This window comes from Candidatus Xianfuyuplasma coldseepsis (genome assembly GCF_014023125.1).
GTDB lineage: Bacteria > Bacillota_I > Bacilli_A > Izemoplasmatales > Izemoplasmataceae > Xianfuyuplasma > Xianfuyuplasma coldseepsis.
Genome location: NZ_CP048914.1, coordinates 1,908,577 through 1,920,800, shown reverse-complemented (window position 1 = coordinate 1,920,800; position 12,224 = coordinate 1,908,577). Strand labels below are relative to the sequence as shown.

General features: G+C 39.1%; 12 protein-coding genes and 1 tRNA gene. 10 read left to right on the top strand and 3 right to left on the bottom strand.

All coding sequences use genetic code 11. The features are described from left to right. The first annotated feature begins 1 nt into the window (after window position 1). The 7 genes from G4Z02_RS09410 to G4Z02_RS09380 are packed head-to-tail and all read left to right on the top strand — an operon-like array spanning window position 2 to window position 8,343. Window positions 2–1,357, top strand: coding sequence for a complex I subunit 5 family protein (locus G4Z02_RS09410; RefSeq protein WP_258877766.1), 1,356 nt, complete (start codon window positions 2–4; stop codon window positions 1,355–1,357). Next, window positions 1,357–3,180 (top strand): proton-conducting transporter transmembrane domain-containing protein, encoded by a 1,824-nt coding sequence (locus G4Z02_RS09405; RefSeq protein WP_258877765.1) that lies wholly within the window; start codon window positions 1,357–1,359, stop codon window positions 3,178–3,180. Before G4Z02_RS09410 ends, G4Z02_RS09405 begins: the two co-directional genes overlap by 1 nt. Beyond that, window positions 3,177–4,091 (top strand): respiratory chain complex I subunit 1 family protein, encoded by a 915-nt coding sequence (locus tag G4Z02_RS09400; RefSeq protein WP_258877764.1) that lies wholly within the window; start codon window positions 3,177–3,179, stop codon window positions 4,089–4,091. Before G4Z02_RS09405 ends, G4Z02_RS09400 begins: the two co-directional genes overlap by 4 nt. A gap of 25 nt (window positions 4,092–4,116) precedes the next feature. Continuing rightward, window positions 4,117–4,662 (top strand): NADH-quinone oxidoreductase subunit NuoB, encoded by a 546-nt coding sequence (gene nuoB, locus G4Z02_RS09395; RefSeq protein WP_258878720.1) that lies wholly within the window; start codon window positions 4,117–4,119, stop codon window positions 4,660–4,662. Beyond that, the gene (locus tag G4Z02_RS09390; RefSeq protein WP_258877763.1) at window positions 4,655–5,233 is read left to right on the top strand and encodes an NADH-quinone oxidoreductase subunit C; all 579 of its coding nucleotides are present in this window, start codon (window positions 4,655–4,657) and stop codon (window positions 5,231–5,233) included. Before nuoB ends, G4Z02_RS09390 begins: the two co-directional genes overlap by 8 nt. After that, window positions 5,233–6,339, top strand: coding sequence for an NADH-quinone oxidoreductase subunit D (locus G4Z02_RS09385; protein WP_258877762.1), 1,107 nt, complete (start codon window positions 5,233–5,235; stop codon window positions 6,337–6,339). The genes G4Z02_RS09390 and G4Z02_RS09385 overlap by 1 nt, the downstream gene beginning before the upstream one ends. Before the next feature lie 6 nt (window positions 6,340–6,345). Next, window positions 6,346–8,343: an FAD-dependent oxidoreductase gene (locus G4Z02_RS09380; RefSeq protein ID WP_420885516.1), complete on the top strand. Its 1,998-nt coding sequence runs from the start codon at window positions 6,346–6,348 to the stop codon at window positions 8,341–8,343. A 39-nt stretch (window positions 8,344–8,382) separates the two neighbouring features. Here G4Z02_RS09380 and G4Z02_RS09375 read toward each other — a convergent pair whose 3' ends face one another. Next, the gene (locus G4Z02_RS09375; protein ID WP_258877760.1) at window positions 8,383–9,231 is read right to left on the bottom strand and encodes an anti-sigma-I factor RsgI family protein; all 849 of its coding nucleotides are present in this window, start codon (window positions 9,229–9,231) and stop codon (window positions 8,383–8,385) included. 8 nt (window positions 9,232–9,239) lie between these two features. After that, entirely contained in the window at window positions 9,240–9,764 is a 525-nt protein-coding gene (locus G4Z02_RS09370) for an RNA polymerase sigma factor (protein WP_258877759.1), read from the bottom strand. Between the two features lie 255 nt (window positions 9,765–10,019). On the opposite strand from G4Z02_RS09370, the gene G4Z02_RS09365 reads away from it, so the two are divergent. From G4Z02_RS09365 to G4Z02_RS09355, 3 genes are all read left to right on the top strand, one after another. Further along, window positions 10,020–10,322 carry a YerC/YecD family TrpR-related protein gene (locus tag G4Z02_RS09365; RefSeq protein ID WP_258877758.1) on the top strand — a complete coding sequence of 101 codons (303 nt, stop codon included), beginning with the start codon at window positions 10,020–10,022 and terminating at the stop codon, window positions 10,320–10,322. A 25-nt stretch (window positions 10,323–10,347) separates the two neighbouring features. Then, window positions 10,348–11,166, top strand: a complete 819-nt coding sequence (locus G4Z02_RS09360) for an MBL fold metallo-hydrolase (RefSeq protein WP_258877757.1) — start codon at window positions 10,348–10,350, stop codon at window positions 11,164–11,166. Between the two features lie 47 nt (window positions 11,167–11,213). Then, window positions 11,214–11,300 (top strand) — tRNA-Leu (locus tag G4Z02_RS09355). A gap of 63 nt (window positions 11,301–11,363) precedes the next feature. Here G4Z02_RS09355 and G4Z02_RS09350 read toward each other — a convergent pair. Then, window positions 11,364–12,125 (bottom strand): MerR family transcriptional regulator, encoded by a 762-nt coding sequence (locus tag G4Z02_RS09350; protein WP_258877756.1) that lies wholly within the window; start codon window positions 12,123–12,125, stop codon window positions 11,364–11,366. Window positions 12,126–12,224: the final 99 nt, after the last annotated feature.

The following is a 12,224-nucleotide window of genomic DNA, read 5'->3' as shown; positions in this document are numbered from 1 at the left end:
CATGAGTGCTGTATTGTTTATTGCGATTCCCTTATTGGCCGCATTCTTAAGTATTTTATCTAAAAAAGTAGCCCCTTATTTGATGCTGATTGTATCCGCAGCGTTGGTTGTATTGTTAACGGTCGTACCACAAGAAACGATTCTAATCGGTGGGTATCAGAGCCCATGGGGAATTGTCTTAGTATTGGATCAATATAGTCAAATTGCATTATATGTGACGAACATTGCGTTCTTCCTGATTGCAGCGATGAACTTTTGTGACTATAAAAAAATGGGTACGATTCTGTTGGTGGCTTTGGCAGGATTAAATGGGCTCTTATTAACCGGTGATTTGTTCAACTTGTTTGTTTTCTTGGAAATTGCTGGAATCAGTGCATATTTAATTAGTTCAACCAACAAAAAGCCATTGCATACGTTCCATTATTTAGTTGCTGGAACGGTCGGTAGTAGTTTGTATTTATTAGGTTTAATCATTTTATATAACATGTTTGGTACGTTGAACATGGCAGATATGGCCGATGCCTTGGTAGGTGTGAATCCGGTTCTTGTTGCCTTCCCGTTCTTGTTGATGTTTATTGGATTGGGAGTCGAAGCAAAATTAGTACCATTCAACGCATGGGTGAAAGGAATTTTAGGTCATGCGAATACCCTGAGTGGTCCAATGATTGCCGGAGTTTATGCGGGTGCTAGTTTGTTTGTCTTTGGTCGATTGTTAACCAGCGTATTTGTATTAAGTGATCAATTGATGCTGATTGTATCGGTGGTAGTTGGATTTAGTATTCTTGCTGGGGAAGCGATGGCATACGCAAGTACAAAAGCACGTCAAGTACTGTTGTTCAGCAGCATTGCCCAAGCGGGGATTGCTGTCTTGATGTTTGTGTATGGATTTGCATTAATTGGGGTACTCTTTGTGACCTTGAATGTCTTTAGTAAATTGGTATTATTTACCGTGATAGCTCAGATGAGTGCACAAACTGGATCGGACGAGATTGCCGATTTACGTGGTGTCTTTGCCGCGAACAAGTGGGTTGGTGCTGGATTTAGTGCCGTTGTTCTGAGTGTTCTTGGATTACCATTGTTTGCGGGATTCCTGGTGAAGTTATCGATATTAGAAGCGTTGTTTGCTGCGGATAATTTACTGTTCCCAGCGATTATACTACTCAGTAGTGTTGTAGAAGGTGTGTACTTCATTAAAATGCTTGTTTCCTTCTGGTACAGCAAAAAAGAAGCACCAAAACTATCGTTTACCAAGTTGCAAGTGTATGTCATCTTAGTTATTGCTGGTATTCTTGTCGTATTTGGTAGTTATGTTCAATTATACTTTGATGTTATTGCATCGATTGGAGGTGGCATCTAATGGCAGGTTTGGAACTCGTTATCCTTGGTGTTTTTACAAGTGCAGTCATTGCTTTTGTCCTTGGATCCCTTCATAAAGTATTAGGAAGTGCTATAACAATAGTGGCAAGTGGATTTGTCTTTGTGAGTATTGCGTATTATGGACTAAACGGAACATTGGACGTTACGTCAAATCTTGTTCCTGCGTTTGCATATGCAGAAAGCTATGCATCGATTTACTTTGCTGCACTCGTTAGTTTTGTGTTCTTTATGGTGTCATTTTTCAATCCATATTTTGTTGGGAAAATGAAGTATCCGGCACTGTATAGCATGTTATATTTACTTAGTTTAGCCGGTGTGATTGGGGTATTCTTTGTAACCAACTTATTAGGATTTTTCTTCTATTTCGAGTTGGTCGTCTGGAGTAGTATGTTCCTCATTCCACTCGGAAAACGAATCAAATCAACCGCATGGTATTATGGATTTAGTGCGTTTGGAAGTTTTAGTTTATTATTTGCATTATTCATTTTAAGCGGTACAGATTCCAATATCTATACCGCACTTGGAATCGTTAGTGGTAGTGAACAAAATCTTGTATTTGTCCTCTTGATTATTGCGGGATTTGCGAAACTCGGTGCCTTTCCACTTCATATATGGTTACCGAAAGTTCTCGGGTCTTCACCCGATCCAGTTACCGCTGTGTTCAGTGGTGGACTAGAAAAAATGGGCGCTTTTGTTGCGGTTTTAGTATTGCTTCGGCTTAGTCCCGTAGGACCCATGATTGATGTCTTAGGTTTAACCCTTGGACAATATGTTGTGGGGTTCCTAGGCGCACTGACGATTGTATTTGGTACGTTGATGGCAATCCGTCAAGATGATGCGAAAAAACTACTTGCCTACTCATCAATGAGTAATGGAGGGTACATCATTTTAGCCTTAGCAGTAATGACGGATACCAGTGTTAGTGGGGCGCTTTATCATGTCCTTGCCCATGCGTTAGCAAGTACCGCAGCCTTCTTGGCCATTGGTGCCGTGAATCGTCAAACAGGAACGACGAAAATGTCGGAACTTGGTGGGATGATTCATAAAATGCCAATTAGTTACATGGTGTATTTGATTGCGATTATCAGTATGGCTGGGATTCCACCAATGGGTGGATTCATCAGTAAATGGTTGATCTTCCAAAGCATGATTAACGAAGGATTAATCATCCTGAGTATTGCGACATTCTTTGGTAGTATTGGTAGTTTCCTCTATGTGTTCCGTCCGCTTGCGGCATTGTTCTTAGGACAGGAATTATCTGAGTACAAAACAACCATAAAAGAAGCACCTTTCTTGATGTTGATTCCAATGATTATCTTAAGTTTGTTGAATGTTGTGACTGGTGTTATTCCCAATTTTGTATTGTCGTATATCAATAAGATTCTTAGTGAAGTTGGTGTTAGTCCTCTTGGATTAGATGGGAATTTCATCATTCAAGGTAACAATGGGAATTTACAACCCGCGTTAATTAGTGGGATGTTTGCCGTTGGGGTTGGTGTCGCATTCATCATTTTCATCGTGCTTAAAAAATCACGAAAAGTAGAATTAACGGATACGTATACTGCCGGTAATTTTGTGTATAACGAGCAGTTGCTACACTATACAACGGATTTCTATGCACCGTTAGAGCGATTGTATGATCAATATACAACCATCATGAAGGATTTCTATAAAAACCTAGCGTATAAGGTAAAAGAGTTTGGACAAGTTGTCCGGTATTTCTTCTTTACATATAAACCAGAGATTACGGTGTTTTGGATCATCCTGGTATTACTATTCTTATTGTGGGGTGATGTCGTATGAGTATCGGTCTAAGTATTATCGCCGGTCTTGGCGTTGCATTATTTGGTTTTGTCCTTCAAACCAGTGTGGCTGGTTTGAATCGTAAAGTCGTTGCACGATTACAAAAACGATATGGACCAAAATGGTACCAAGAGTTCATCGATATCTTTAAGTTGTTGTCAAAACGGGCGACGAGTCATGGTTGGATTTTTGATTTTGGTGTCATTATGGCACTTGGTGGAATTATCGCAACAGCGATGTTTATGCCGATTACGAATAACCTACTTGCGTTTGAAGGGTTTGACAATTTCTTCATCTTTGTCTACTTGATTGCAGTTGGGATGTTAGGTATGGCCATGAGTGCTAGTGGTAGTGGGAACCCTCTTGCTAGTATTGGTGTTATGCGCGCGTTAACGACGATGCTTGCGTACGAAGTACCGTTTATGGTTATTGTCTTAACAATCATCAATTTAACCGGTGAATCCAGTGTTTCTGCTATTGCCCAAGCACAACAATTAGGTGGCGATTTCAACTGGTTTATCATCGCCTTACCAATTGGTGGAGTCGTCGCTGTGTTAAGCTTGATGGGAATGCTTGGTAAAAAACCATTTGAAACCTATATTGCTCCAGCAGAAATTGCATCGGGACCAATGGTTGAATATGGTGGAAAACAACTCGGTATGTTGTTTATCATGCATGAGATTACCGTATTTATTGAAGTTAGTTTATTTGTTCACTTGTTCCTCGGTGGTGCAGAGAATATAATTATTTTCTTAGTCAAGTATGTTGCCGTTTATACATTTGTGAACTTAATTAGTTATGTCAACGGTCGGTTTAAAATCGATCAAGTTGTTGTATTCTTCTACAAATGGCCATTGTTATTGGCCGTTATTCAAGCCGTTATGGCAATTTATTTAGGGTTGGTGATTTAATATGTTGTCGACAAAATATAGTCCGATGACCAAGGAAGAGGTCGATCGTAAATGGTGGGAAATAGGAGACTTTTTCCGTCGTAACTCATTATGGATGTTAATGTATTGTACGGGTTGCTGTGCGATTGAATTACCACCTGCAATGACCTCGGCATATGATATGGAACGCCTTGGTATGGGACCAATGGCAACTCCTCGTCAAGCGGATGTATTGCTTGTGACGGGGTACTTATCGTTGAAAACGTTGCGACGTTTAATCTATACCTACGAACAAATGAGTGAACCCAAATACGTGGTTGGCTTTGGTAGTTGCACGATTAATGGTGGAATTTATCATGATTCCCATGCGGTAATCAACCAATTGGATCAATACATCCCGGTGGATACATACGTAGCTGGATGTATGCCAAATACCGAAGCCGTTATGAATGGCTTCATCGATTTAATGGAACTCATTAAAACGAAAAAAGCAGATGGTTGGAAACGATATCACGAAAACTACGAATGGTATAAGAAAAATCAACTGGATTCACTCGGATCCATTGAAGTGAAGGATGAGTTCCATGAATAGCGTTGAATTTGCGAGAGAACTTGTTGAATCGAAATTCCAAGTATTGAAAACGGAAGTCGTAGATCAATATCAAATCAGCTTTGAAGTAACACGTGATGATGTCCATCGCTTATTATCGATGTTAAAACAAGCGGGATGGATTCAATTATCCTACTTAAGTGCCATCGATTGGTTAGAAGACAACGAATTTGAATTGGTCTATATCGTGATGAATTGGGACAAAGCACTCCATATTCAAGTTCGGACGCGCATCGATCGAGAACATCCGGAAATGGACAGTGTTTTATCCATCTTTCCAGGATGTAAATACTATGAACGTGAATGCCATGAATTCTTTGGTGTCAAGTTTCCTGGAAATCCAGATTTTGAAAAACAATTAATCTTGGAAGAGTGGGATGATATTCCACCCCTACGTAAGGATTTTGATCCCAGAGCCTATAGCGATGCTCATTTTGCAAAACGTGAGTATGAAGATCGCCATACGGTTTTGAATAATCAATCGAGTAAACAAAAACAACGTGAAGCTCGGAAAGAGCGAATTACAACAATCGGTAAAGGAGGTCGTAAATAATGCGTGAATTGAAATTATTCTTAGGACCTCAGCATCCTGGGATGCATGGAAATGCGTCGGTACATATGTATGTGGAAGGCGATATCATTAAAAAATCGTACTTACTTCCAGGAATGCTACACCGCGGATTTGAAAAAGGTATGGAACGTCATAGTTGGGTGAATAATATAAGTTTGATTCCACGGGTTTGTGTCGTCGAACCAGACATCAATGAGATGGCATTTGCCATGGCAGTAGAAAAATTAGCCAAATTGGAAGTACCAGAACGAGCTCACTGGATCCGGATGATTATATTGGAACTCGCTCGAATTAGTATCCATCTAATGGCGTATGGTGGTCTTGGTAGCCCTACTGGAAACTATACAATCATGTACCATGCCCATGCGGACAGAAATCGAATCTTAGATATTTTTGAGAAAATTACCGGTCATCGTGTGTATCATCAATACATCGTTCCCGGTGGAGTTCGAAAAGATTTACCAGTTGGAATTGAACAAGATATTCATGACTTTTTAGATGATTTGGAAAGTCGTTATACTGAATATCGTGATATTGGAATTGAAAATCCAACCATTTTGAAGCGGATTAGCGACACCATTATGTTACCTGAAGAAGTCGTATGGGAACTCGGTGTTACCGGTGTAGGTATGCGTAGTGCCGTAAACAAGCCATACGACCTGCGTAAAGTTCAACCGTATGCGCGGTATGATCAAGTGGAGTTCGATGTACCAGTTAGTGGATATAGCGATGCGAGAAGTCGTGTAAATATTAAATTGATTGAATTAACGCAATCGATTCGAATCATTCGTCAGTGTTTGGAAAAAATGCCAAACGGTGACGTCCGCGTTCCGATCGCAAAAGGTCAATCGATGCGTTGGACCGTACCAAAAGGACATGCATATGCATGTGTTGAATCATCTCGGGGTGAATTTGGGTATTATATGGTTAGTAATGGTGGGACACATCCCTACCGGGTTGGTGTCCGTGGAGCAAGTTATCCACAGGGATTGTTGGGTATTGAAAAATACCTTCCTGGAACACGAATTGACGATGCGGCATTATGGGTAGACACCATGGGTGTTTGTTCGCCAGAAATCGATCGATAGGAGGTTATGATGAAAAGTAAATATCCAAAACCAAGTATATTTAAACCATTACGTTTATGGAAATATCTATTTAAAAAACCAGTAACCCACCCCTTTGAACGTATTTTCACCAAGAAAAATGCAAACTATTTAAATCGAAACTCGATCACAAAACCCATTGACGTAGAAAACAGTGCACCACGTACTGCACCTGATAACATTCGCGGGTTTCACACCAACGATTGGGAAGAGTGTATTGGTTGTTCAACCTGTGAAGAAATCTGTCCAACAGAAGCGATTACAATGGTGGAACGACTCGACATTCCAGAAAAAGCTGGAGAACATCAACAGCGACCCGTTATTGATTATGGACGGTGCTGTTTCTGTGCCCTTTGTGTTGATACGTGTACAACTGGTTCGTTGAAAATGAGTAAAGAATACATCTATGCCCATACTGACCCTAACGAGTTTTTGTTAATGCCGGAAAAAACATGGCAAGGTCAAGAAGTAGAGGATGGTTGGGTAAAAGATGATGTTAGTGATTTACTCGACTTAGAACGTGTTCATATGGAACATGAAGATGCGGAGGATCGGAAATCGAATTTTATCGAGATAGTCCGCGGATATAGTAAAGAATATGCGAAACAAGAAGCTGCTCGTTGTGTGGAATGTGGTGTCTGTGAAAGCAGTTGTCCTGTTCAAATGCACATTCCGGCGTACATCAAATCCATCTGGGAAGATGATATTGAAGGGGCATTACGCCAAGTATACGAAACCAATCCATTACCAGGTGTTTGTGGTCGCGTTTGTACTCACAACTGTGAGACTGCATGTGCGATTGCCGTTCGTGGAGAAGCCATTGCGATTCGTTGGTTAAAACGCTATATCATCGACAGTGCCCCAAATGATATTTATCATAAAGCCATCCACGAACCTGTCAGTGAAGTTGTTGATGGCAAAGTTGCTGTTGTCGGTAGTGGACCAGCTGGTTTAGGTGCAGCCTATTATTTAAGAGTCATGGGCTATGAAGTCGACGTATTTGAAGAAATGCCACAAACTGGTGGTGTTATGCGCTATGGTATTCCAGCCTATCGTTTACCGGATACCGCAATTGATAAAGACATTGATTTTATCGAAAACTTAGGTGTTACTATTCATACCAACACACGCGTTGGGAAAGATGTAACAATGGACGATCTTGAAACAAAATATGATGCTGTATTCTTAGGAACTGGATTCTTCAAACCACGCGATCTTAACATTCCTGGTAGCAATCATAAAAATGTTGTTGGTGCTATGGAGTTCTTACCCCAGGTACGGGAGTATGAACGTGGGAATCTAAAACTTGAAGATATCCATGTAGAGCGTAGTGTTGTGGTTATTGGTGGTGGAGATGTCGCCTTTGATGTTGCCCGAAGTGCAACGCGCTTGCAAATGCTAAAATATGGTGAATCACATGTTAAATTGACATCACTAGAAAACGAAGATAGTCTACCAGCTTCCGATGATGAATACATCGAAGGAAACGAAGAAGGTATTGAGTTCTTCTGTGGTAATGGACCACAAGAAGTTGTTATAAATAAAAAAGGAAACGTAGAAGGTCTACGTTTATGGAAATGCCTATGCATCTTTGATGATGAAGGTCACTTCAATCCTGAGTTTGACAACGAATGTGAACAAATTATTGAAGGAGAACAAATTTTTATTGCCATCGGACAAGCTCCAGATTATGAATATATACCACAAGGATTACAAGATAAATTGGAATTTACTCGTGGAAAAATCAAAGCCAATGAGCTTGGACAAGTAGAAGGTGTTCCATGGTTGTTTGTCGGAGGAGATATCTTCCGAGGACCAGATCTAATCAGTGGAGTTGCGGATGGACATCGCGCTGCTCAAGGTATCGATGAGATGTTATATAACAAATCGAAAAAGCAAAAAGTAAGTTCTACGCTTGCACATATGCGCCAAGCTGCAAAAGAATCAACTCCAGGGTTAACACCAAAACAACGGGGGATTAAGTAATCAAAAAAAGGACATCATTGAGATGTCCTTTTCTTATAATTAATAACTGAATATGATCGAAGTATCGGGTAGATATGGATTCATGTGTGGTCCCATTGGATGATGGGGCATATCGTCATAATCCGGTAGATTATCAGGATCTTCTAAATTGATAAATAAATCATATAACTCACGTACGGTCAATGGCAATAATTCTTGAATGGTGTAACTGTCATCCAAGGTAGTAATCCGGTAAATCAATGCTACTCTAGCTCGTGTATATTGATTCATAATCCGATCTTGTTGAATGGCTTGTTCTTGCTCGGGAGTAAGTGGAATTTGACGCGCATTAAGTACCCAATAAGGTGCATTGAAACGGCCCATTCTTGTTTCAAGGCTCTGTTTGAATGCGCCTTCCACACGGGACTGGATGCTGTCGTTATCGGCATCAACTTCTATTAATATAATATTGGATTCATCCGTGGTGTCGACAATGTATCCCAGCGCTTCAAACCGATTGATAAGAATCTCTGTAACTTGTTCAATGGTCAACCCACGATAACGAATGTTTCGTTGGATGATGGCATCACCGTCATCATTGATTGCTGTTACAGCAATCACATTGTCATCTTCATCCAAAGTGATTTGAATAGAGGGATTGATTTCGAGCGTTACGGTAGATGCAACAACAGGATCTTGTAGGCGTCTTGCACCAATGATTAGAAGAAGGGCAATGACAACAACACTGGTAGCACTAAGCACCAATCGTTTCGTCGTAAACGACCATCCAAACCGCCGCGGTTTATCGGGTACACGGTACTCTGGCGATGCTTTGATTTGGTTCAGCACATCAGGTACGTCTTTTTCAAATGCATCACGTATCTGTTTTTTAAATTTCTCATCATTCATACAATCACCTACTCTCTGTATTGGTTCCGTAATTTTTTTATGGCTTCATTGTATGCCCATGTTACGGTTCCAATTGGTTTATTTAATATCGCTGCGATCTCTCGGTGTTTCATATCACCGATTACATGCAGGATTACGATTTCTTGTTCTTCCGGTTTTAAGGATTCCAACATTTCTTTAACAATCATCTGTTTTTCGCTGGTACTTTCTTGGGTTCCAAATATATATTCATCCTCATTCACATCGAATGATAATTCACGTTTACGTCGATTGTATTCATTGATTGCAAGATTTCTAGCAATCATCACAATCCAGGATTTAAAACTGTACGATGGTTTGAATGAGTGGATTTTTTCCAATGCTTTTAAATAACTATCTTGCATGATATCTTCTGATAATGATTGATCTTTTAAGATGTTTAGTACGGTATAATATACCAAACTTTTCGTTTCATAATAGATCGGGTCAAATACAGACATATCACCATTTTGTAGTCGTTTAACAAGTCGATTCAACTCTTTTGGTGTCATCATATCACCTCGTAACTATTATATGTACTTTTCGAGATGATGTAAAGAAATATAGAAAGAAGAAGGGAGGAGGGTGCGTTACACCCTCACATGTTTTCTAACGTATCGTTTATGGTGTGTCCCCACCAAAAGGTAGATAGTTGATCTGCTTTCACCCATATAACAATTAGGAGTACAATTTTATTGGTAAAAATTGAAAAAATTAATACAATTATTTTAATACATTCATGATATAATGTTGTTTGTAGAGGTGATAGTATGAATTATCGATACAAAATTCAAAACGAGCAAATTGATCGATTGTTTGAAGCAATTTTGAAATTAGAGAACATTGAAGAATGTTATCGTTTCTTTGATGATTTGTGTACCATCAATGAGTTGGAAGCGTTTGGCCAACGATTTGATGTTGCAAAAATGTTATATGCAAAAAAAACGTATCAAGAAATCGAGCGTGAAACAGGGATTAGCGCAGCAACGATTTCAAAGATATCCAAATCATTTACATTTGGACCAGGGGGCTATGAATTACTTATTAAGAAACTACGTAACGAGGATGAATAGTTTCTAGAAATCTTGGAGTGATTTGATGCAAGTAGTTACTTTGCTGGAAAACGAAAGTGAGCAAAAAAACTTAAAACCAGCACATGGTCTGAGTTTGTATATTGAAACGTACAAACACAATATTTTATTTGATGTAGGACCAAATAATTATTTTATAAGAAATGCAAAACAACTCGGTGTCAATCTTGAAGAGATTGACATTTTGGTTATCTCACACGGCCATTTTGATCATGGTTCAGGGCTTCAAAAGTTTTTAAAAATCAATAAAAAGGCCATTATTTACGTCTCTAAATATGCATTTGATGATCACGTGAAGCAAAAGACAAATGGATATGAAAATATTGGTATCAAACAGCCAAAACAGTTGGATCGATTTGTCTTTGTTGAAGAGGATGTATTTATTGATGAAGAAATAACGATTTATGCCAAAGTGCCGTTCGTTGAATCGATGATTAAAGATGACAAGTTAAAGTTCTATTACAACGGTCGATTCATTGATGAAAACTTTGCTCACGAGATTTATCTTGTCGTTCAAGAAGAAGAGAACACGGTACTGTTTAGTGGATGCTCTCATAAAGGTATTGAGAATATCATTGATACGTTGGAAACTGAGCATGCGATTTCATTCACTCATATAATTGGCGGGTATCACTTTTCACACTATGATTCATTTGATTTTAAACAAACGGATTACTTAACTCAGCTGGGTCATAAATTTGAACAACGACAAGAATCCAAGTTTTACTCGTGTCATTGTACCGGTAAAGATGCATATCAACAATTAAAAATGATTATGCGTGATAAAATCCAACATATAAAAACTGGAGATGTCATAATAATTTAAATTTGTTGTTGCATCAAGGCGAAAATATTGTATAATATTATTGCTGTGCCAGCGTGGTGGAATAGGTAGACACGCTAGACTCAAAATCTTGTGGCCGCAAGGCCGTGTCGGTTCGACTCCGACCGCTGGTACCATTTTTGTAATCAATAGCATGACCGTTGTCGTGCTTTTTTTATTGCGACCAAAAAAAACGACCTTTAATCCAGATCGTTTATATAGTGTTTAATCGCCTGATATAGAAAGTGTGCTGCTCCCGGTTTCACGGCATCATAATATGCTGTAAATCGTTCATCTACAGTGTACATTTTTACCAGTTCAACATGCGCCTGTTGGTCATATGTTGGCCAGTAAAATTGTATCCACTCTTTATGCAATTCACATACCCTCTTTGTGGTATCACTATCAATGCCTTGATTCATAGCCTGAGGTAACTTTTCCAATATCAATGCACCAATACGTTCAGCTTCTTGCCATTGCCATTTTGACATCTTACGCATTTTTTGATAGGACTGATTAATGGTCTCTGCACTGTATTTTGCACGAATTTCGTCTCCGAAATCTTCCTCATTTTTTGCAATAATTTCTTCTTTGAGCCCGTAGAACTTGTCTTGATTACTCATTTGTTTGCCTCCTTTGTGAGATGCGATTGTTTGATCGATTGTACTAATAATCTGATGTAGTTTTTTTTGTTCCTCAAGAATCTTTTGACGATGACGTTCTAATGCCGTAATGTAATCAAAATCACGACTAGAAATCATCTGTTTAATATCAGCTAGTGATAAGCCAATGTTTCGATATAATAAGATGATTTGTAACTTAGAAATACTTGTATCATCATATATGCGATAGTTATTTTCGCGAATTCGTTGTGGTTGTAAGAGACCAATTTTATCATAGTAACGAAGGGTTCTCGTTGTAACTCCTGATATCTGTGCTACTTCATGAATTTTGTATTCCATATCCATCACCACCGTTATTATAAACCTTTACGTAACGTGAAAGTCAAGCATATTTCGTAAAAAAGAACATAATGAGTTAAAAATAGCGGACATTTGTGG